Genomic DNA, 21,121 nt, shown 5'->3' with positions numbered 1-21,121 from the left:
GCGAGCGCGCCGGGCACGGCGCCGACAGCGCCCAGAACCACCCGGCCGGACCGGTCCCGTACCCCCAGAACTCGGAACGCGGCTGACTGCCCAGCACGATGGCAGCACTCGATCACTGCCCAGCACGATGGCAGCACTCGATCACTGCCCAGCACGATGGCAGCACTCGATCAGAGCAACAACCAGTTCCCGTCCCACCCCCGTCCCGGGATGAGAACGAGCCTCTGACCAGCGGTTCCACGGCGTCCCGGGACGCTCTCGGCGTGGCGGGCGCGGCCTTGCCGCGAGGGGAACACCCGACCGCAACCCCCCATCGGCCGGGGCATCAGCGAAGCCGGACGGGCCTCAGACTCCACCCGCACGGCAGACGGGTGTTCACCGTGTCAGCGGAGCGTGCACCGCACCGCCGTCGACGCCTTGCCCGAACTGCGTGGTGGTCGGCGCATCCGCGCGGATCGTCCCGAGACAGCCGCACCGGGTGGGCGACCGCCTCGGCCGCCCACCCGGTGCGCTGGTCCGGGATCACTCGTCGATTGCTTGGGTGACGACGCGTTCGATGCTCTGGACGGCGAGCTGCGGCTCGTCGACGTAGATGTAGTGGCCGCTCCCGGTGGCCGTGACCAGGGTGCTGCGGGGAGACAGCGCGAGCCACTTCCGCTGGCCCTCGGCCCAGATCCGCTCCAGTTCCGCCCCGTACTGCGGGATGGCCGCGAGGTACTGCTGGCCGTGCTGGACGACCTCCACCGGGATGTCGCCGGCGGAGCGGACCTCGCCGTCCTCGACGCGCAGCTGCTCCGGGTTGGCGCCCTCACGCATCGCGATCATCTGCTCGCGCACGGCCGAGGCCGGGCCGGCGTCGCCCTCGGGGATCAGCTCCAGCGTGTCGGAGATCGCCGTCGGCCCGGTGGCGTCGAGCAGCACGAGGCCCGTGACCCGGTCCTGGTGGTCCGGGGCGTACCGAGCCGCGAGCAGCCCACCCATGGAGTGCCCGGCGAGCACGACCGACCGGTCGCCCATCGCCTTGTCGAGGACCGCGGTGAGGACCTGCCCGTTGCTGGCGAAGTCCTGGGGGCCGTCCGGCTCGTCGCTGGCGCCTTCGCCCAGCCGGTCGTAGGAGCAGACCCGGTTGTGCGCGCTGAGCGACTTCTGCAGCTCGCTCATCGCCTCCAGCCCGTCGCCGAACCCGAGCAGGAGCATGATCCCTGGCTTGCCGTCGACCGGTTTCCCGGCGCAGGAGACGTTCACCGCCTTGCCGCCCACGTCGATCTTCTGGGTGCCGGTGAACAGCTCGCCGTCCAGCTGGTCGAGCTCGTCCAGCTGGTCCAGCGACTGCAGGTCGCCGTCCGCGCCTGCGCCGCACCCGGTGAGCGCCAGGACCGCGGCGCAGACCAGGGCGGTCACACCGGTCGCCTTGGGAAGGTGGAACACGTCGTTCTCCTCAACTGGTAGTGGTTCCCGCGAACCGCGGGGTCACGGTGCGAGCGGGCCTCCGCCGAGCGGGTCTGGTCGCCGCGGGAAGCCCACGGGGCCGACCCATCGCGGTGCGCGATGGTGGTGGCGAAGCCGGTGGGAGGTGGGAAGAGTGAGCTAGCGCGGGGCAGCCGCCGCTGCGTGGAGCCGCCACCGGGGATCGCGGCCGGTCGGTCCCGGCCGGGAGCTGTTCCGACGGACCACCTCGCCCGGCATGGCGGTTCGGTTCGGTGTCGGAGCCGTTCCGGCACGGGACGTCATCGCCCGTGGCACCGATGGCTCGGACAGGCGCTCTTCCACCTCGCAGGCATCCTTCCCCCATCCAGGCGGTGCGCCGTGGGCACCGCCGAGCGCAACCACCTCGTCGCGCGCTCACCACCAACACGGAGGCGAGGCGATCTCGGTTCACCCGCCAACGGAGCGTCTCCCGGCGTGACGTCTCCGACCTCGCCGCCTGCGCGCTCCGCCGCCACGCTCTGCCCACTTCCCAGAGCCCGACCAGCTGGACCTCACCCGCGACGCCCGGCGGCACATGGCCTTCGGCTTCGGCGACCACCAGCACCTCGGCCAGCCGCTCGCCCGCGTCGAGCTCCAGACGGTGTTCCCGCGCCTCTTCCGCCGGTTCCCCGACCTCCGGTCGGCGACCGGCCTCGACCAGCTCCCGTTCGAAGAGAACGGAGTCCGCCACGGCGTGTGCGAACTGCCCGCCACCTGGTGCTCACACGATGGCTGGTGATGCAGCTGTCGTCCCGAGCGCCCACGGTCGCAGCTCTGTTCGGCGGAACCCCGGCCCCCGCGAGTTCGCCGCGACGCCTCCTCGCCGCGACGCTCTCCGGGTAGGCCTCCACACTCCCTCGGACGGTCGCGTCATGAACACACCCACTGATGTCAGTTCCGACTTCACCGGTAGGACGGTCCTGATCACGGGAGGGGGCAGCGGCATCGGCCTCGCCACCGCCGAGGCGTTCGCACGGTCCGGCGCGAACGTCGTCATCACCGGTCGGACGCAGGGACGGCTCGACACGGCACTCGAACGGCTCCCCACCGACCGCGCGACCGCCGTCCGCGCCGACGTCGGCCTCCCCGACGACGTCGAGCGGATCACCCGCGGCGTCCACGACCGGTTCGGCCGACTCGACGTCGTCATCAGCAACGCCGCGGGACACGTCCCAGGTGAGATCACCGACGTCAGCACCGATGACGGGGAGCTGATGCGGCGGACCACCATCGACGGCCTCTTCCACCTCGCGAAGACCACGCTGCCGTCACTGGCCGACACCGGCGGCTCCTTCATCGCGACCAGCAGCGTGTCCGGACTCGGCGGTGACTGGAAGCTCTCGACGTACAACGCCACCAAGGGAGCGGTGACCCAGTTCGTCCGCGCCCTCGCCCTGGACTGGGGGTCTCGCGGCGTGCGGGTCAACGCCGTCGCCCCGTCGTTGACCAAGACCGAGCCGGTCGCGTCGATGACCAGCAACCCGGAGCTGGTCGCGAAGCACGAAGAGCGGACCGCGCTGGGCAGGCTGGGCGAGCCGGAAGACGTCGCACCGGTGTTCCTGTTCCTGGCGAGTGACGCCGCGCGCTACATCACCGGCGCCGTCGTCCCCGTCGACGGTGGGACCACCGCCTCGAACGGACAGCCCCACGTCTGGGCGCTACGGGCGTCGAGCTGCGCCCCACGCCCGACCACGCTGGCGAGGCTGGTACCCCGGCGCCGTGAGGAGGTCGGCCGCCCAGACCACCGCGTGCGGCGGGAGCCGCCCACCGCTCTCGTCCAGCCGGCCGAGGGTGGTCCAGCACTCCGAGAGCTGACCGACGGTGAGCTGGTCCGGGGTGGGCTGCGTGGGAACGCCCGGCACCGGGTACCCGGCCGACACCGTCACCGAGGGCACGAGGCGAGGTCGGATCGCGTGAGCAGAGACGACGAACCGAGTGGTGCGTCGCTCGTGGGGGAAGACCCTCGCCCCCACGAGCGCGAGTGGCGCGTGGAACGGGTCGGCTGGGTGGTCATGGCTCTCGTGGTGCTGCTGGGCCTGCTCGGGTTCTGGGGAAGCGGGGTGCTCAGCACGGTCACGACGACCAGCGCCGACGGGCGGCTGTCGGTGTCCTACGAGCGCTTCGTGCGCACCATCGGCCAGACGTCGATCGTCGTCCACGCCGACCGCGGCAGCGCACGCGGCGGGACGCTCCAGCTCAGCGTGGACCAGCCGTGCCTCGACTCCTACCAGGTGCAGTCGATGCAGCCCGAGCCGACGGTCACGACGGCGGTCGGTGATCGGCTGGTGTTCGGGTTCCCGGCCGGCGCGGACTCCGCGTTGACGTTGCGGCTGGACGTGCGGCCCAGCGACACCACGGGCCTGCAGGAGTGCTCCTTCGGCGTGGGCACCTCCCCGCAGGTCCGCACGTGGCACTGGGTGCATCCGTGATCCCTGCAGAGGAGGCGCACCGTGGACAGCGTGCTGCGAGCCGTGGTCATCTACCTGATCGTGCTCACGCTCTTCCGGATCACCGGGAAGCGGACGCTCTCGCAGGCCACGACCTTCGACCTGGTGTTGTTGCTGATCATCAGCGAGGCCACCCAGCAGGCGCTGTTGGGCGACGACTACTCGCTGACCAACGCGGCGCTGGTGATCACCACGCTGGTCTCCGTGGACCGGTTGGCCGACTGGCTGAAGTGGCGCTTCACGTCGGTGTCGCGGGTGACCGAAGGGACGCCGATGATCCTCGTCGAACACGGCCGGCCGCTGGAAGAGCGCCTGCGGAAGGAGCACATCAGCGTCGAGGACGTCCTCGCCGCCGCGCGGACCAGCCAGGGGCTGCTGAGGCTGGAGGACATCGACTACGCGGTGCTGGAGCGGTCCGGCGGGATCAGCATCATCCCGGCCCGCGACCGCGAATCCCCCTGATCCCTCCCCAGGATTGGCTCGTCGGTGATCGGGGGTATCCGGTGGGCACGACGAGATCGCGGTGGAGGGATCATGTCCAGCACGCCACTGCTCGACCGCTGGCGGGGAGACCCGGACGAGCCCGAGGAGCCCGAGGGCCCCACCACCCCGGACAAGCCGACCGCGCCGAGCAAGCACCAGTTCCCGGGCTCACCGAAGTTCCCGGACAAGCCGAAGGCGCCCACCCCGGAGAAGCCGGACTCCCCCACGCTCCCGGACGCACCCGAGAACCCCGAAGACCGCGCCGACTCTCGTGTCGAAGCGTTTCCCGGGGCCGGTCTCCGGGTAGTTCTCGCGCAAGTCGCCTGACGCACTTCTTGGAGGGGTTCGCATGGGCGCCGAGACCCGTACGACTTCCGACCACGACGAGATCCCCCAGTGGTTCGAGAAGTGCGACGCCGAAGGGCTCGAACTGCTCTGCCAGCTCAAGAAGTCGGATGGTGCGGACAGCACCTCCCACACGACCGTGTCCAGGGACTGACCCGCGGGAGGAGCCATGCGCCGACCACGACGGGCCGGGACGCGGCCGCGGTTCCTCGCCATCTACCTCAACGACCACCTCGCCGGGGCGACCGGCGGTGTGAACCTGGCGAAGCGCTCGGCGAGCTCCCACCACGACGCGAAGTTGCAGGAGCTGGCCGAGGAGATCGCCGAAGACCGGCGCACGCTCCTGCACATCATGCACACGCTCGGCGTGCGGCCCACCCGCTACAAGCCGTTCGCGGCGTGGCTGGCCGAGCGGGCCGGTTCGATGAAGACCAACGGGCGGTTGGTCCGGCGGTCACCGCTGAGCGGGCTCATCGAACTCGAAGCCCTCCAGATGGGCATCCACGGCAAGATCGCGTGCTGGCGCACCCTCCTGGCGTTGTCCGACCGCGTCAGCGAGCTGAACCCCTCCCTCCTCCGCGAGCTGCTCGGCCGCGCCCACGCGCAACTGCACGTCGTCGAGCAGATGCACAGCGACCTCGCCCACAAGCTCAGCAGCCGGTGAGGACGCGTCGGCCGCGGAAGGCCGACAGCGGAGGTCCGGGTCGGAGCGCTCCGTCGACGTGGGGCGGGTGCCGGTGCACGTCAGGCCGTCGCTCCAGACCCGCCGCGGCCGAGGAGGCCGCGGGTGGCGAGGTTGTCCATGAGGGCGCGGATGCCGAACTCCCAGTCCGGGGCGTCTTCGGCGGTGGTGACGACGTTGACCAGGGAACCCAGCGCTGGGGAGGAGATGCGCACCACGTCGCCGGGCTTGTGCGTGAAGCCCTGACCGGGCTCGTCGCGGTCCTCGGTCGGGGCGAACATCGTGCCGGTGAACAGCACGAACCCGTCCGGGTACTGGTGGTGGCGGCCGCAGGCGTGGCCGACCAGGTCCTGCAGGTCGCGGCTGATCTCGGCGACCGGGTTGACGCCCTCGAGCTGGAAGCCGTCGTTGCCGGTGATCTGCAACGAGACTTCGAGGTCGCGGGCGTCGTCGAGGGTGAACCCGTCGTCGAACAGGCGCAGGAACGGCCCGATCGCGCACGAGGCGTTGTTGTCCTTCGCCTCGGTCAGCAGCAGTGCGCTGCGCCCTTCGAAGTCGCGGAGGTTGACGTCGTTGCCGAGCGTCGCGGCCACCGGCTCACCGCGGGACGTCACCGCGAGCACCAGCTCGGGTTCCGGGTTGTTCCACGTCGAGCGCGCGAGCACGCCGATCTCGGCGCCCGTGCCGACCGCGGACAGCACCGGTGCCTTGGTGAAGATCTCCGGGTCGGGCCCGATGCCGACCTCGAGGTACTGCGACCACAGCCCTTCCTGGACGAGCACCTCCTTGACGCGCTCGGCCTCGGGGGTGCCGGGCCCCACCTGGGAGATCCGGCCCGCGACCAGGTCGGCGAGCTTGCTGCGCACCGCCTCGGCCCTGCGGAGGTCGCCGTCGGCGCGCTCCTCGATGACGCGTTCGAGCATGCTGCGCACGAACGTCACGCCGGCGGCCTTCAGCACCTGGAGGTCGACGGGAGCGAGGAAGTGCGGCTCGGCCCGGTCCCCGGCGAGGGTCGCCCGCAGGAGGTCGGACAACCGCCAGACCCGCCCGCCGGAGTGGCCGCGCACCACCTCCACGGCGTCGGGCCGGTCCAGCAGGCCGGACACGGTCGGCTCGACCTCGGTCAGGTCGACCACCTCGTCGCCGCGCACGGCGACCACGCAGGGGCCGTGGCACTCCGGGTCGAAGACCCGTCCCAGCAGCGTGGCGCGGTCGGCGTCGCGGGGCGGGACCGAGTCGGCGTGGGCGGTGAGGTTCACGGTGTCGCCTTCCTGCGGGTGTCGGCCTCGGACGGACGGCTGCCGCAGGCAGCAGCGCTGACGACCAGCGACTCGCCCGCGGCGGACGTACTCTCGTCATACGAACACACCCAGTCAACGTGATGTTACCTGGGTCACACTTCTGCTTCACCGCGGCGCCCGCGCGCTGACCACGGACCTGAACTGCCCGAACGGCCCAGCGGCGACGTGACCAGCGGGTACTCGATCATCGTACAATTCGTCCATGACCGACCGACTCGGCCCGCGGAAGCGCCTCCCGGAGTCCCTCGCGGACACCCTCCAGGAGGAGATCCTCACGCTCTCGCCCGGCGACCGGCTCCCCACCGAGACCGAGCTCGCCGAGCGGTTCGACGTGAGCCGCACCGTGGTGCGCGAGACCGCCCGACTGCTGGTCCAGCGCGGTCTGGTCACCGTCAAGCCCGGTCGCGGGATGACGGTCGCGGAGTTCGACGGTCGGCTGATCGCCGACCAGTACTCGCTGCTGCTGCGCCTCAGCCACGGTTCCTTCGACCAGCTCCAGGAAGTCCGGCTGGTGCTCGAGGTGGAGATGGCGGTGTTCGCGGCGGCGCGGCGGACCGAGCAGCACGTGGCCGCGATGCGCGAGGCCAACGAGCGCCTGGAAGCCGCCATCGACGACCCCGAGGAGTTCCTCGACGCCGACCTGACCTTCCACGAGATCGTCGCCGAGGCCAGCGGGAACCCCTTCTTCTCCCTCATGGTCCGGCCGATCACCGGGTTCCTGCGGGACGCCTACCGCAAGGGCCCCGGCTACTCCGTCGAAGCGCGCAACACCGTGCAGGAGCACCACGAGATCGCCGAGGCGATCAGCGCCGGCGACCCCTCGCGCGCCCGCTTCGCCATGGAGAACCACCTCCGGCGCATCGTGCGGCACAGCCACCGGCTGCTCGCCGGCGACACCGAGACCGCCTCGGCCTGAGGCCTCCGAGGGAGCCGCTGCGACACGACCCGGTGGGTCTCGCGCCGGCAGCACTCGACGCTCGGCACGGACCTGCGGCACGCTCGTGGGTGCGCGGGACTCCCGCGGGACCGCTCCACCGCCACCTCGTCCGAGCGCGGCGACCGGCCCGTCAGGTCGAGGTCTTGCGACCGGACCTCCCGCGAACTATCGTCCGATCATCATACGAAGTCACGCAGAGACACACCGCCGCTGAACCGCCCGCCCGACAGTCGGGCACGCACCGACTTCACCTCCACACGCACGTCCTCGCCGACGATCGGCCACACCGCTCGTCGGCCCTCGCGCCAGCGCCACGGGAGCGGAACCCGATGTCCCAGAACCCAGTGATCACCTGCCGGAACTTCCACAGCGGGACCTGGCACGACGCCTCCGACGGCCCGATCGAGCGGCACAACCCGGCCACCACCGAGCTGGCCGCCCTCGCCCCCCGCTCGACGGCGGCGGACGTGGACGCCGCCGTGGCATCGGCCGTCGAGGCCTTCCGGACCTGGCGCAGGACCCTCCCCGCCGAGCGCGCGCGCTGCCTGCACGACCTCGCGGCGGCCTGCACGCCCCGCATCGACGACATGGCCGCCGCGATCACCCGCGAGCAGGGCAAGCCGCTGGACGAGGCGCGCGGCGAGGTCCGCAAGTTCATCACCGCGCTGCACTACTACGCCGAGGAAGCGCAGCGGGTCTTCGGCCAGACCATCCCGAACGACGTCGCCGGGTTCACCAGCATCGTGGAGAAGGAGCCGGTCGGACCGGTCGCCGGCATCGTGCCGTGGAACTACCCCATCGAGCTGATCGGCTGGAAGCTGGCCGGGGCGACCGCGGCCGGCTGCACCATCGTCATCAAACCCTCCGAGTACACCCCGGGATGCGCGCAGGTGCTCTCCGAGTGCGTCGCCGACGTCTTCCCGCCCGGCGTGGTCAACTTCGTCCACGGCGACGGCAGCACCGGGAAGGCGCTGGTCGAGCACCCGGCGATCGCGAAGGTCGCGTTCACCGGGTCCATGCGCACCGGGCAGGAGATCTTCCGTTCCGTCACCGGGATCACCGGCCTGTCGCTGGAGCTCGGCGGGAGCTGCCCGATGGTCGTCACCGGGCGCTCGGACGTCGCCGCGGCGGTCAAGGGCGCCGCCCGCCGCTCGTTCCGCAACGCCGGGCAGATCTGCATCGCGATCAACCGCATCTACGTGCACGACTCGGTCTACGACGAGTTCGTGACCGGCCTGGCCGACGCGGCCGACGCGCTCAAGGTCGCCGACGGCATCGCGGTCCCCTCCGCCGACGTCGGGTCGCTGACCATGGACGAGACCTACCGCCGCACGCTCGACCACATCGCCGACGCCCGCGAGCGCGGTGCGTCGGTGGTCGCCGGCGGTGGTCCCGTGGAGGAGCTGGCGCCGGGGTTGTTCCTGCGCCCCACGGTCGTCGCCGACGCCCCGGACGAGGCGCTCGTGATGCACGAGGAGACGTTCGGGCCGCTCGTCGGGGTCGCCCGGTACTCCGACCTGGACGAGGCGATCGCGCGGGCCAACGCCGCACCGGGCGGCCTGGCGGCCTACGCCTACACCGACGACACCCGCGAGACGTTCACGCTCGCCCGGGAGCTGGACTTCGGCAACGTCGCGGTCAACAACGTCGACGCCGGGATCATCAACGCCCCCTACGGCGGTCGGCGGGAGAGCGGCTTCGGCTCCGAACACGGCCACGAAGGACTCGAGAACTACCTGCAACTCAAGCACATCAGGCTTCGCCACGGCGCGCGATGAGGCGCGGAAGGACGTAGCACCATGCTGATCGGCATCGACCTGGGCACTTCCACCTGCAAGGTGATCGCGGTGAACGGCTCCGGCGAGGTGGTCGCCAAGCAGAGCCGCGACTACCGGATGATCAACACACGGCCGGGTTGGGCCGAACAGGACCCCGCGGAGTGGTGGCGCGCCACCGACGAGGCCATCAGCGCGCTGACCGCCTCGCTGCCCGAGTCCGGGCAGGAGGTCACCGGCATCGGCCTGTGCGGGCAGATGCACGGGCTCACCGCCCTGGACGCCGCGGACGAACCGCTGCGCCACGCGATCCTGTGGAACGACCAGCGGGCCGCCCCGCAGTGCGACTGGATCACCGAGCGGGCCGGCGGGCTCGACGAGCTCCTGCGCATGACCCGCAACCGGATGCTGCCCGGCTTCACCGGCGGGAAGATCGTCTGGTTCCGGGAGAACGAGCCGGAGCTCTTCGCCCGCACGGCGCGCATCCTCAACCCGAAGGACTACCTGCGGCTGCGCATGACCGGCGTCCACGCCACCGACGTCTCCGACGCCTCCGGCACCGGGCTGTTCGACGTCGCGCGCCGGTGCTGGTCCGAGGAGCTGCTGCAGCTGCTGGACATCGACCGCGCGCTGCTGCCCGACGTCGTCGAGTCCACCGCCCGCACCGGGCACGTCCTGCCCGAGCTGGCCGCGCGCTGGAACGTCCCGGAAGGCACTCCGGTGTTCGGCGGTGGTGGGGACGCGGTCATCCAGACCACCGCGATGGGCCTGGTCGACGCGGGACCAGTGGGTTTCACCCTCGGCACCGCGGGAATCGTCGCCGGCGGCGCCGCGTCCTGCCCCGACAACCCGGGCGGTCGCGTGCAGGTGTCGTGCGGCAACGCCCCCGGCCGCTGGCACGTCATGGGCGTGTCGCTCAGCGCGGGCGGGGCGTTGCAGTGGTTGCGCGACGCGCTCGCGCCCGCCACCACGACCGACCCGGTCTCCTTCGAGCAGCTCGTCCGCCTGGCCAAGGAGGTCGAACCCGGCTGCAACGGGCTGCTGTTCCTGCCCTACCTGCTCGGCGAGCGGTCACCGCACGTGGCTCCGGAAGCGACCGCCGCGTGGGTGGGCTTGACGCCCATGCACCACATCGGACACATGGCGCGCAGCGTCATGGAAGGCGTGCTGCTGAACATGCGGGAGATCCTCGAGGTGTGCCGGCAGGCCGGGCTGGAGTGCGAGCGCGTCGTCGCGTCCGGCGGCGCGACGAGCGGCTCGCTGTGGCTGCAGCTCCTCGCCGACGTGCTCGACCGGGAAGCCGTCACCGTGACCGGTTCGTCCGAAGGCGGTGCCTACGGTGCCGCGCTGGCCGCGGGCGTGGGCACCGGCCAGTGGCGCGACTTCGACGAGGCGCTGGCCGGGGTGAAGGTGGAGCGCACGTTCGTGCCGCAGCAGGCGACCGCGCAGGAGTACGACCGGATCTTCCAGACGCACCGCCGGCTCTACGACGAGCTCAAGCCCGTCTACGCCCTGGCCCGATGAGCACCGTCCCCGCACAGCTGCGCGCCGCGGTCTTCGACCTCGACGGCACGCTCGTCGACAGCGCACCCGACATCGCACGGGCGCTCAGCACGGCCCTGTCCCGGCACTCGCTGGGGCCCATCGGCGCCGAGCAGGTGCGGCCGATCCTCGGCGGTGGCGCGCGTGCCCTGGTCGGCGAGGCGATCGCCGTGGTCGGCGGGGATCCCGCGCTGACCGATGCCGTGCTCGCCGACTACACCACCGCCTACGCCGCCGAGCCGGTCGCCGAGACCACCGTGCACGCCGACGCGCACACGGCTCTCCGCGAGCTGCGGGAGCGCGGTGTCGCGGTCGGCGTGTGCACCAACAAGCGCGCCGGCCTGACGCGGGAGGTGCTGGCCGGGACCGGTCTCGCCGAGCTGGTCGACGCGGTGGCCGGGATCGACTCGGTGCCGGCCGGGAAACCCGACCCGGTGCACCTGACCACCGTGCTGGACGAGCTCGGCGTGTCCGCTGCCGAGACCGTCTACGTCGGCGACACCGACGTGGACGCCCTGACCGCGCGACGCGCGGGTGTGCCCTACCGCCACGTCGCGTGGGGCCGGGCCGTCGACCACTGCACCACCATCACGACGTTCCGCAGCCTGCTGGAACTCGTGGTCTGAGAACACCGCCAGGAAAGGGAACGATGCGACCGAGCACTGATCAGGACAAGGCCAAGTGGGCTTCGGGCACCGCCGCGATCGAGACCTACGTCCGCGACGGCATGAAGCTCGGCCTCGGCTCCGGCACCACCTCGCACTGGTTCGTGCGAGCGCTCGGGGAGGCCGTGGCACAGGGGCTCGACGTGGTGGGCGTGCCCACCTCGACCGGCACCCGCGACCTGGCGCTGGAGGTCGGCGTGCCGCTGACCACCCTGGCCGACGTCCAGCGCCTCGACCTCACCGTCGACGGTGCCGACGAGATCGACCACGACGGCAACATGATCAAGGGCGGCGGCGCGTGCCTGCTGTGGGAGCGCATCGTCGCCGACGCCTCCGACCGGATGGTCGCCGTCGTCGACGACAGCAAGGTCGTCGACACCCTCGGCACGTTCCCGCTGCCCATTGAGGTGATCCCGTTCTCCTGGGAGTCCACCCAGCGCTCCATCGCCCGGCTGCTCCAGCGCCTCGGCTACTCCGAGCCGGACCTGCGGCTGCGCACCGCCAACGGGGAGGTCGTGGTCACCGACAGCGGCAACCACATCATCGACGCCCACCTGCAGAAGATCGACGACCCGCTCGCCCTGGACGCCCAGCTGAACTGGATCCCCGGCGTGGTGGAGAACGGGCTGTTCACCGGCATCGCCGACGAGATGGTCATCGGCTACCCCTCGGGCAAGCACGAGGTCCGCGACACCAGCTCCGCCCCGTCCGCGCGCCCGTCGACGACGTCCCGGAAGGGGAAGTGAGCGACGCGCACGCGCCGACCTGACGGGACCGCGACCACCACCGTCGAGGCCGAAGATGAGCAGGTCGATGGTGTGGCGTGGCGCTCAGGAACGAGGGCGCCACGCCGCGCCACGACCACTGTCGCCGACTCCCCGAGCCGGTCACCATTGGGATGACGGGCACCGTCGAGCCGGCCCGTGATGGGTGGCCGAGTCCTCGAGGACTCGCCACGGACCAGGTTCGTCGCGGGCCGGGGAGCCCCCGTCATCCGGCATCGGTGCGGACGCGCCTCTGGACCGCGCGACGCCGCCGGGGCTCGTGAACCCCGGCGGCGTGCTCGTCAGCCCTTGACCGCGCCGCTGAGTTGGGCTCGGACGAGGTGGCGTTGGCTGACGAGGAAGACCACGGCCACCGGGATGGTCGCGACCAGGGCGATGGTGAGCTTCAGCGGGAGCTGCTGGCCCTCCCCCAGTGCGCCGCCGACGAGGCGGGCGAGGCCGACCGTCAGCGTCTCGTACCCGGGGCTGGAGGTGGAGACCAGGAAGTGCGTGAACTCGTTCCACGACGCCTGGAACGCGAGGATGCTCAGGGTGGTGGTGGCCGGGCGCACCATCGGCAGCACCACGCTCCACCAGCGGCGGACGATGCCGGCACCGTCCATCGTGGCCGATTCCTCGACCTCCCTCGGGACCTGCTCGAAGGCCTGCTTCATCAGGAAGATGCCCATGGCGTCGGCGAGCAGCGGCAGGATCATCCCGGCGTAGGAGTCGAACAGCGACAGCTCACGCAGCACCAGGAACTTCGGGATGAGCAGCACCACCGGCGGCACCGCCATCACCATGAGCAGCCCGGTGAACACCACGCCCCGCCCGCGCCAGCGCAGGCGGGCCAGCGCGTAGCCGGCCATGGCGTCGACCAGCAGCCGCCCGGTGGTGACGCAGAGCGTCACCAGCAGCGAGTTGCCCAGCCACAGCGGCACGTTCACCGCGGGGTCGGTGGCGACCCGCTCGTAGCTGCTGGTGTCGACCTGCTCCGGGACCAGCGACAGCGGGTGGGCCACCGCGTCGGCGTCGCTCTTGAACGACGTGGCGACCTGGATCAGGAACGGGCCCAGGTAGAGCACCGCGCCCAGGACCAGCACCAGGTATCCCAGCGCGGCGCCGACCAGCCGCGCGCGCTTCGTGGTCACGAGTTCCTCCCGTCCCGCAGCAGGATCCGCTGCACCGTGGTGACTCCAACGATCAGCAGGAACAGCAGCAGCGCGATCGCCGCACCGACGCCGAAGGAGCCTTCGGCGAAGGACTGCTGGTAGGACAGGAACGCCGGGGTGAGCGTCGTCTTGGCCGGGTCACCCTGGCTCATCACGTAGACCTGGTCGAACACCTGCCAGGTGCCGATCAGCCCGAGGGTGGCCACCAGGAAGATCGTCGGCCGCAGCTGCGGCACCGTGACCTTCCAGAACCGCTGCCACCAGCCGGCGCCGTCGACCAGCGCGGCCTCGTGCACGTTGTCCGGCAGGTTCTGCAGCGCGGCCAGGAAGATGAGCATGTAGGTGCCCGACGTCGTCCACACCACCAACGCGATGATCGTCATCATCGCCACCGACGGCCCGGACAGCCAGTCCCACAGCGGCAACCCGCCCACGGTCGTCTCCTCGAGCACGCTCGGCGGACTGTCCACACCGAACAGTGCCAGCGCCTCGTGCAGCACCCCGCGGGAGTCGGTGAACCAGTTCGGCCCCTGGATCCCGAGGAACTCCAGGATCGCGTTGACCGCGCCCGAGCCGGAGAACAGGAACAGGAAGATCACCGAGATGGCCACCGAGCTGGTGATCGACGGGAAGTAGAACGCCGAGCGGAAGAACGCCCGCCCGCGGAGCGCGCGGTTGTTCACCACCACGGCGAGCAGCAGCGCCACCAGCGTCTGGCTGGGCACCACGAACAGCACGAAGTACAGCGTGTTGCGCACGCTGGTGACGAAGTCGCGCCGGATCAGCCCGTCCTCGAACAGCAGCTCCCGGTAGTTCTCCAAGCCCACGAACGGGGCCCGCCCGGTCAGCGGGCTGTAGGTGCCGTTCCAGTCCAGCAGGCTCACGTACAGCGCGAGGACCGCGGGCACGACCAGGAACAGCAGGACCAGCACGACGGCCGGTGCGACGAACAACCAGCCCGCTCGGTTCTCCCGGCGCGCTTCGGCGTTCACCGGGCGCCGCGGGGTCGTCGGCCCGGTGGTGGGCGGCGCGGGCCGCAGGGTGGTGTCGACCATGTCCTCAGCCCTTCAGCGTCAGTTCGGCGTCGCGTTGCAGTTCCCGCAGGATCTTCGCGGGGTCGTCGCCCTGGGCCAGCCCCAGCATGCGGGAGTCGAAGTCCTTCTCCACCGAGTCCCAGCCCTTGGTGGTCACCTCGCCCTGCGCGTAGGCGGCGCCCGCGGCGAAGCCCTCCATCTCGGGCTTGCCCGCGGTCAGCGCCGCGGTCGCCTCCTGGTTGGCGGGCGTGACGCCCACCTCGCGCGCCACCTGTTCCTGCTGCGCTCGTTCCACCAGGAAGTCCACCAGGTCCTGGGCCTGTTGCCGGTGCGCGGTGCGCATCGGGATGCCCCAGCAGTTGGTGAACGACAGCGTCGCCTTGCCCGCAGGCCCCGCCGGCAGCTCCACCGAGCGCCAGCGCCGGTCCGGGTAGTCGGCGGCCAGCCCACCGCTGGCCCAGTTGCCCTCGATCACCATCGCCGCGGTGCCCTTGCCGAGCGCCTCACCCGCCCAACCGGCGTCCACACTGGACGAGAAGGCGGTGCTGCCGGACCGCAGCAGCGACTGCAGGTAGCGCAGCGCTTCGAGGTTCTGCGGGCTGTCGATGGTCGGCATGCCCTTCTCGTCGACGTGCCAGCCGCCCGCCTGCTTCATGAAGGCCCCGACGCGGTCGGCGCTGTCGTCCAGCACCAGACCCTTGCGCTCGGGAGTGGTGAGCCGCTGGGCGACCTGGGCGAGCTGGTTCCAGTCCCGCGGGATGTCGGCGTCGGTGAGCCCCGCTTCCCGCCAGGAGTCGGTGTCGATGAGCAGCGCCAGCGTGGAGAAGTCCTTGGGAGCGCAGTAGAGCTTGCCGTCGCGGGTGAAGGTCTCCTTGAGGTTCGGGTAGAGCGCCCCGGCGTTGCGCAGCCCGTCGCCGTAGGGGTGCAGCGACCCGTTGCCAGCGAAGCGCTCGAACGCCCCCGGCGCGAGGTAGAACAGGTCCGGTGGGGTGCCGCCGGCGAAGGCCTGGCCGAGCTGCTGGTCGAGTTCGGCGGCGCGCACGATCTCGACCTCGTTGCCGGTCCGCTGCGCCCACTCCTGCGTCTGCTCGTGCAGCACCCGGGCCTCGGCCGTGGTGCCGGACCCCACCAGCAGGCGCAGGGTGGCCGGGCCGGGCTGCTGCTCGATCTCGCTGTCGTAGCCGCGTCCGCAGCCGGCGGCGACCACCGCGGCGGCCAGCACCACCGCCGCGAGCCGCTTCCCGTGCTTGCTCATCCGTTCCGTCCTCCGTCGTCGTTGACGCTGCTGGCGCGCACCACCAGCTCCGGGCGGAGCAGTTCGCCCCGGTCGTCCTCCGGGTGGTCGAGCAGCCGCACCACGCGCGCGGCGATCTGCTCGATCGGCTGGCGCAGGCTGGTCAGGCCCGGGCGGACCACCGCGGCGGTGGGGCTGTCGTCGAAACCGGTGAGCGCCACGTCGGTCCCCGGTCGCAGGCCGCGCGCCTCCAGCGCCGCGTAGGCGCCGAGCGCGATCGCGTCGTTGGCGGCGACCAGCGCGGTGGGCGGGTCGTCGGAGTCCAGCAGGGCCGCGGCCGCCTCGCCCTGGTCGCGGTGCTCGTCGGCGGAGCGGGCGACCAGCCGGTCGTCGACCTGCGCGCCGTGGTCGGCGCAGGCGCGCCGCCAGCCCCGCTCGCGGTCGTCGCCAACCGGGTTGCCCGCCTGCAGGCCGAGGAAGCCGATCCTGGTGTGCCCCTGCGCGACCAGGTGCTCGACGGCCTGGGCGGTCCCGCTGGCACCGTCGACGTCGACCCACGGGCCGGGCTGCGGCTCCCCGGTCCAGATGCGGCCGAAGGAAGCGAAGGGCACCTCCCTGGCGCGCAGCCACGCGTGCCGGGGGTCGCCGACCGTGGTGTTGCTGAGCACGAACCCGTCCACCGCGCTGCGCGCCAGCAGGTCCTCGTAGACGGCGAGGCCGTCCTCCCCGTCCGGAGCGGTGAACAGCAGCAGGTGCCGTCCGGTGCGTTCCACCTCGGCGGTCAGCGCGCGCAGGTAGCGGTCCATGAAGACGTTGATCGAGCCGTCCTGGCGCTCGGCGACGCAGTAGCCGATGAGGCCGCTCGAGCGGGTGCGCAGGGCGCGCGCCCCGCTGTCCGGCCGGTAGCCGAGCTCGTCGATCACCCGCCTGACCCGGCGCAGCGTGTCCGGGTGCAGCTTCTCCGGCGCGTTGATCGCGTTCGAGACCGTCTGCCTCGACACACCGGCGCGCTCAGCGACCTGCTCCAGCGTCGTTGCCCGAGCCACCTGACTGCTCCTCCGTCTGCGGACTGGATCCGCGGGGTGCGGGCGTGCCACACTGCGCCCCGCGGATGTGAACGTTCAAACCGCGTTTGAACGTTCACATCGAGGGACAAGGTTGACCTCACACCCCGACGTTGTCAAGAAGCTCTCAGGAGATCCCATGCCCAACAGCCAGCAGCCCGCGCTCCACGAGTTGACGACGGCGCTGTGCGCCCCGAACGTCGTGCTCAGCTCCCCGAGCGGCCGGATCACCTGCGGGGACGCGACCGGGGCGTACCGCCACGACCGGCGCAGCCTGGCGCAGGCCGAGTTCGCCGTGCCGACCGCGGACCTGGTGCCGGTCGGCAGTGCGTCCAGCGGGGCGGGGCGGGTGCGGTTCCAGGGCGTCGTCCGCGAGCACGGGGACACCACCCCGGACCCCGCGCTGCACTACGTGCACGACCGCGTGGTGACCGCGGACTCGGTGCGCGAGAGCTGGATCCTGCGCAACACCTCCGGCGACACGGTGCGGCTCACCGTGACGCTGCGCGCCGCCACCGACCTGGCCCGGATGGACCAGGTCAAGGCCGGTGAGGAGCCCGCGCTGGTGGAGCCGTCGGCCTCCGAGCGCGCGGCGACCTGGGAGCAGGACGGCTGCACGGTGCAGCTGGACCTCGGCGAGGCGGCCGAGGAGGTCTCCGCGGCGGACGGTGTGGTCACCTGGAGCTGGCACGTCGAGCTGGGCAGCGGGCAGGCGCGTTCGTTCTCCTTCGAGGTCGTGCAGCACGAGGCCGACCGGCCCGGTTTCCTGCCGCTGCGTCCCTCGCCCGCGGTGCCGCTGCGCGCGCCGGAGGCCGCGGACCTCAGCGGGGACGCGGGGCGGCTGCTGGAGCGGAGCCTGCAGGACCTGGACGGGTTGCTGCTGTCCGACGACGGTTCTCCGGAGACCGCGTTCCTCGCCGCGGGCAGTCCGTGGTTCTTCACCCTGTTCGGCCGGGATTCGCTGCTGGCGGCGCGGTTGCTGCTGCCGCTGAGCACCGAGCTGGCCGCGGGGACGCTGCGGGTGCTCGCCGCCCGGCAGGGCACCCGGACCGACCCGGAGACCGAGGAGCAGCCCGGCAAGATCCCGCACGAGCAACGGCGGGTGGCCATCGACATGGGCGGCGCCTCCCCGCTGCGGCTGCCCCCGCTGTACTACGGCACGATCGACGCCACCCCGCTGTGGGTGTGCCTGCTGCACGACGCGTGGCGCGCCGGCCTGCCCGAGTCCGAAGTGGAGGCTCTGCTGCCGGCACTGCGCGCGGCCCTGGAGTGGATGCGCGGGCCGGGCGACGCCGACGGTGACGGGTTCCTGGAGTACCGCGGGTCGGACGGGTCCGGGCTGAGCAACCAGGGGTGGAAGGACTCCGGTGACGGCGTGCGCTGGTCCGACGGCACGATCGCGGAGCGCCCGCTGGCGCTGTGCGAGGTGCAGGGCTACGCCTACGAGGCGGCGATCTCCGGCGCCGCGGTCCTGGAGCACTTCGGCGAGGACGCCTCGACCGTCCGCAAGTGGGCGGCGGAGCTGCGCGAGCGGTTCCGCGCGGCCTTCTGGCTCGACGACGAGCACGGCCGCTACCCCGCCATCGCGCTCGACGGCGCCAAGCGCCCGGTCAGCGGCCCGGCGTCGAACATGGCGCACCTGCTGGGCACCGGGCTGCTCGACCCGCACGAGGCCGAGCTCGTCGCCCAGCAGCTGGGCGGTCCCGCGCTCAACAGCGGCTACGGCTTGCGGACGCTCTCGTCCCGGGTGGGCGGGTTCAACCCGTTCAGCTACCACTGCGGGAGCGTGTGGCCGCACGACACCGCGATCGCCGTGCTCGGCCTGGCCGCGGAGGGCTTCCACGAGCAGGCGCGGTCGCTGGCCGAGGGCCTGGTGCGGGCGAGCGTCGACTTCGGGTACCGGCTGCCGGAGCTGTTCGCCGGGACCGACCGCGCGGCGGGCGACCCGGTGGCGGCCTACCCCTCGTCCTGCCGCCCGCAGGCCTGGTCGGCCGCCGGTGCCACGGCGGTGGTCGGGTACCTGCAGGGCTGGTGGTGAGGTCGCGGCCCGCCGGGCGGAGGTCCGCTCGGCGGACCGCCGCCGGTGGTCCAGCGCTTCGGCAGCAGTGCCGTGGCGCCGAGCGCCGTAGCGCTTCGGCCAGCAGGAGGCTCTGCGCATCCCCGTGGCGAAGCCCGGCGCGAGGAGGCGCCGAAGACCGCGGTGCTCATCGCGCCGCCCACCTGGCGACTGGTGTTCAGCACGGCCGCCGCCGTGCCCGCCCGCTCACCGGGGACGGTCTCCAGCACCAGGCTCGTCAGCGCGGGCACGGCCAGCGCGCCACCGCCCCCGAGCGGCACCATGAGCAGCGCGGGCGGGAGCAAGCGCTTCCAGCACCCGGAGGTCGGTCCGATGACCCTCACCTTCGAGGGGATGACCATCCTGCACACCGACGGGCAACGCCTCGTCTCCTACCAGGCCCCGCCCGGCACACCGGACCACCGCGCCATGTCGTTGCTGGACACGGACCCCGCGGTCGTCGACGGGATCGAGGGCGGCGCGGGCGAGCAGCCCCGGATCCGCGCCTGAGCGCAGGGTCCGCTGTGGACAGTGCGGGCACGTGGACGGGTGCGGTCCGCTCGGACGGGAGGTGCACGGGGCCTCCGGTGGAGGTCCCGTGCACGTCGCGTCTCCTGCGTCCCGCACCCGAAGCCGGTCGCCGGCTCGCGACGCCGAGGGGGCGGCTGCTCCCGGTCAGCTGCCGGGTGCCGCGTGCCTGGGCGTCTCGCCGCGGGACTCGGCGGGCGTGGTGCTCCAGCCCGCGTCGCCCGCGGGGGCCTCGGCCTCCGTCCGTGTGGCCCCAGCGGCCTGCTGGTCCCGCTGCGCCCTGCGGTAGCCGGTGCGCAGCATCTCCGCGGCGATCTCCCGACCGCCGAGGCCGAACGCCAGCGCGAGGCCCAGGGCCAGCGCTCCGATCATCGCCGTGTAGGTGATCACCACGATCTCGGGGGCGATGCCGAGCTGGGTGAGCACCATGAACACCGCGATCCCCATGATCAGCGCGGGTGCGGCGGCGGACACGACCCTCCCCGTGGCCGTCTGGCCGAGGGTGCGGCGCGCGATGCCACCGACCGCCCCCGCGACGAGCCCGGCGACCACGATGATGGCGATGGCCGCGAGCACGTTCGGCAGGTAGGCGAGCACCTGGTTCATGAACGTCGTCACGGACGCGATGCCGAGCGCACCGAGGGCGGTGACCAGCCCGAAGATGAAGACCAGCCAGAACACCACCCGCCCGGTCAACCGGGAGACCGTCGCCTGCTCGCCACCGCGTTCGAGCCAGGCCCCGACATGGGTGTCCTTCATCCTCCGATCCACGCCGGCCTTCTGCAGCAGCTTGGTCACGCCCTTCTGCAGCAGCTTCCCGACTACGTAACCGATCAGCAGGATCACCAAGGCGCCGATCAGAACCGGGATGAACTGGATGAGCGCCTGGAGACCGCTGAGCAGAGTCGGGATGATCCCCCCTGGCACTTGAGCAAGAAACATGCCGCACTCCCTCCTCTTCCACTCCGGGGATCCCCCGGTTCGGCGCTACCCAAACGGTGCGCTCACCCGGCGTCGGGGGGTGGTGCTTCGGGGTCCGCGGCGAACGACCGTGCGAAGCGGGAGGCGGCGGCACCGGCCGTCCGCTGCCGAACGGAGCTCGGCAGCGGCGGGGAGGGTGTCGGCCCAGCCACGGCTCGTTCGGAGCTCAGGGCGGCCGGCGCGCCACCCGCGCGGGACGGCGCTGCTCCGGACACATGGGGTCCGGCGAACGGCGCCCCGTCCGCCGGCCATCACACGGCACGCTGTCGGCGAGCGGTCCTCAGCGGGACGACTTCTCGTCGAGGCGGAGAGCGACCCCGAGCGCGAAGAAGGTCGGCGCCCACTCGCCCACGAAGATGCCCCAGCGGTCGGCACGTTCGACCCGCTCGGCCTTGGTGGAGATCAACCAGCTCACCAGGCTGAGTCCGATGGACACGAAGCCGGCGGTGAACAGGTGATCCGAGGTGACCCCGGCGTCGCGCAGTTTCGCCAACATGGTCGCTCCCTTCGTCGTGTGCTGGATCCTCAGGCTTGCAGCACGGAGCACCGGGCGCATGTTGATGTCCTTCCCCCACGACGAACCCCGTCCGAAGGCGCCGAGGAGGGGCAGTACCAGGCGGGATCCGCCGCCGCTGCGGTCACCC

At 71.9% G+C, this 21,121-nt stretch carries 21 protein-coding genes; 13 read left to right on the top strand and 8 right to left on the bottom strand.

The annotated features are described in order from the left end of the window. Positions 1–522 precede the first annotated feature (522 nt). Positions 523–1,428, bottom strand: a complete 906-nt coding sequence (locus HNR68_RS13235; RefSeq protein ID WP_179720891.1) for an alpha/beta fold hydrolase — start codon at positions 1,426–1,428, stop codon at positions 523–525. 496 nt (positions 1,429–1,924) lie between these two features. Here HNR68_RS13235 and HNR68_RS13230 point away from each other — a divergent pair, with 496 nt between their 5' ends. The 6 genes from HNR68_RS13230 to HNR68_RS13205 all read left to right on the top strand — a co-directional run bounded on the left by HNR68_RS13230 (position 1,925) and on the right by HNR68_RS13205 (position 5,406). Beyond that, on the top strand, positions 1,925–2,206 hold the full coding sequence (locus tag HNR68_RS13230) for a cytochrome P450 (protein WP_343050463.1): 282 nt from the start codon (positions 1,925–1,927) through the stop codon (positions 2,204–2,206). Positions 2,207–2,339: 133 nt separating this feature from the next. Next, complete coding sequence (gene budC, locus HNR68_RS13225; protein WP_179720887.1) at positions 2,340–3,896, top strand: meso-2,3-butanediol dehydrogenase; 1,557 nt, start codon at positions 2,340–2,342, stop codon at positions 3,894–3,896. A 21-nt stretch (positions 3,897–3,917) separates the two neighbouring features. Continuing rightward, complete coding sequence (locus HNR68_RS13220; protein WP_179720885.1) at positions 3,918–4,376, top strand: YetF domain-containing protein; 459 nt, start codon at positions 3,918–3,920, stop codon at positions 4,374–4,376. A 72-nt stretch (positions 4,377–4,448) separates the two neighbouring features. Then, positions 4,449–4,724: a hypothetical protein gene (locus HNR68_RS13215; RefSeq protein WP_179720883.1), complete on the top strand. Its 276-nt coding sequence runs from the start codon at positions 4,449–4,451 to the stop codon at positions 4,722–4,724. A 22-nt stretch (positions 4,725–4,746) separates the two neighbouring features. Continuing rightward, positions 4,747–4,896 (top strand): hypothetical protein, encoded by a 150-nt coding sequence (locus tag HNR68_RS13210; protein ID WP_179720881.1) that lies wholly within the window; start codon positions 4,747–4,749, stop codon positions 4,894–4,896. A 15-nt stretch (positions 4,897–4,911) separates the two neighbouring features. Continuing rightward, positions 4,912–5,406 carry a hypothetical protein gene (locus tag HNR68_RS13205; RefSeq protein ID WP_179720879.1) on the top strand — a complete coding sequence of 165 codons (495 nt, stop codon included), beginning with the start codon at positions 4,912–4,914 and terminating at the stop codon, positions 5,404–5,406. Between the two features lie 80 nt (positions 5,407–5,486). Here the strand turns inward: HNR68_RS13205 and HNR68_RS13200 are convergent, their stop codons facing one another. Further along, positions 5,487–6,683 (bottom strand): fumarylacetoacetate hydrolase family protein, encoded by a 1,197-nt coding sequence (locus HNR68_RS13200; protein WP_179720877.1) that lies wholly within the window; start codon positions 6,681–6,683, stop codon positions 5,487–5,489. Positions 6,684–6,927: 244 nt separating this feature from the next. On the opposite strand from HNR68_RS13200, the gene HNR68_RS13195 reads away from it, so the two are divergent. The 5 genes from HNR68_RS13195 (at position 6,928) to rpiA (ending at position 12,390) form a co-directional block, all read left to right on the top strand. After that, entirely contained in the window at positions 6,928–7,641 is a 714-nt protein-coding gene (locus HNR68_RS13195) for a FadR/GntR family transcriptional regulator (protein ID WP_179720875.1), read from the top strand. A gap of 350 nt (positions 7,642–7,991) precedes the next feature. After that, positions 7,992–9,440: an aldehyde dehydrogenase family protein gene (locus HNR68_RS13190; RefSeq protein ID WP_179720873.1), complete on the top strand. Its 1,449-nt coding sequence runs from the start codon at positions 7,992–7,994 to the stop codon at positions 9,438–9,440. A gap of 21 nt (positions 9,441–9,461) precedes the next feature. Continuing rightward, complete coding sequence (gene xylB / locus HNR68_RS13185) at positions 9,462–10,961, top strand: xylulokinase (RefSeq protein WP_179720871.1); 1,500 nt, start codon at positions 9,462–9,464, stop codon at positions 10,959–10,961. After that, positions 10,958–11,605 (top strand): HAD family hydrolase, encoded by a 648-nt coding sequence (locus HNR68_RS13180; protein WP_179720869.1) that lies wholly within the window; start codon positions 10,958–10,960, stop codon positions 11,603–11,605. The genes xylB and HNR68_RS13180 overlap by 4 nt, the downstream gene beginning before the upstream one ends. Positions 11,606–11,628: 23 nt before the next feature. Continuing rightward, entirely contained in the window at positions 11,629–12,390 is a 762-nt protein-coding gene (gene rpiA / locus HNR68_RS13175) for a ribose-5-phosphate isomerase RpiA (RefSeq protein ID WP_179720867.1), read from the top strand. Positions 12,391–12,710: 320 nt separating this feature from the next. On the opposite strand, the gene HNR68_RS13170 is transcribed toward rpiA, so the two are convergent. Genes HNR68_RS13170 through HNR68_RS13155 form a run of 4 tightly spaced genes read right to left on the bottom strand, consistent with a single transcriptional unit; the run spans position 12,711 to position 16,894 of the window. Next, positions 12,711–13,559 carry an ABC transporter permease subunit gene (locus tag HNR68_RS13170; RefSeq protein ID WP_179720865.1) on the bottom strand — a complete coding sequence of 283 codons (849 nt, stop codon included), beginning with the start codon at positions 13,557–13,559 and terminating at the stop codon, positions 12,711–12,713. Then, complete coding sequence (locus tag HNR68_RS13165) at positions 13,556–14,635, bottom strand: carbohydrate ABC transporter permease (protein ID WP_179720863.1); 1,080 nt, start codon at positions 14,633–14,635, stop codon at positions 13,556–13,558. Before HNR68_RS13165 ends, HNR68_RS13170 begins: the two co-directional genes overlap by 4 nt. A gap of 4 nt (positions 14,636–14,639) precedes the next feature. After that, positions 14,640–15,869 carry a sugar ABC transporter substrate-binding protein gene (locus HNR68_RS13160; protein WP_179720861.1) on the bottom strand — a complete coding sequence of 410 codons (1,230 nt, stop codon included), beginning with the start codon at positions 15,867–15,869 and terminating at the stop codon, positions 14,640–14,642. Then, positions 15,866–16,894 carry a substrate-binding domain-containing protein gene (locus tag HNR68_RS13155; protein WP_179720859.1) on the bottom strand — a complete coding sequence of 343 codons (1,029 nt, stop codon included), beginning with the start codon at positions 16,892–16,894 and terminating at the stop codon, positions 15,866–15,868. The genes HNR68_RS13160 and HNR68_RS13155 overlap by 4 nt, the downstream gene beginning before the upstream one ends. A gap of 157 nt (positions 16,895–17,051) precedes the next feature. Here HNR68_RS13155 and HNR68_RS13150 point away from each other — a divergent pair, with 157 nt between their 5' ends. Then, positions 17,052–18,950: a glycogen debranching N-terminal domain-containing protein gene (locus HNR68_RS13150; protein WP_179720857.1), complete on the top strand. Its 1,899-nt coding sequence runs from the start codon at positions 17,052–17,054 to the stop codon at positions 18,948–18,950. 162 nt (positions 18,951–19,112) lie between these two features. After that, positions 19,113–19,478, top strand: a complete 366-nt coding sequence (locus HNR68_RS27425) for an MmyB family transcriptional regulator (protein WP_218888291.1) — start codon at positions 19,113–19,115, stop codon at positions 19,476–19,478. A gap of 165 nt (positions 19,479–19,643) precedes the next feature. On the opposite strand, the gene HNR68_RS13140 is transcribed toward HNR68_RS27425, so the two are convergent. After that, positions 19,644–20,438 (bottom strand): mechanosensitive ion channel family protein, encoded by a 795-nt coding sequence (locus HNR68_RS13140; protein ID WP_179720855.1) that lies wholly within the window; start codon positions 20,436–20,438, stop codon positions 19,644–19,646. Positions 20,439–20,757: 319 nt separating this feature from the next. Further along, a complete protein-coding gene (locus HNR68_RS13135; protein ID WP_179720853.1) occupies positions 20,758–20,973 on the bottom strand; it encodes a hypothetical protein in 216 nt (71 codons plus the stop codon). Positions 20,974–21,121: the final 148 nt, after the last annotated feature.

The sequence above is a fragment of the Saccharopolyspora hordei genome (genome assembly GCF_013410345.1).
GTDB lineage: Bacteria > Actinomycetota > Actinomycetes > Mycobacteriales > Pseudonocardiaceae > Saccharopolyspora > Saccharopolyspora hordei.
Note: the sequence above shows the minus strand (reverse complement) of the source record. Positions and strands in the feature narration are given on the sequence as shown.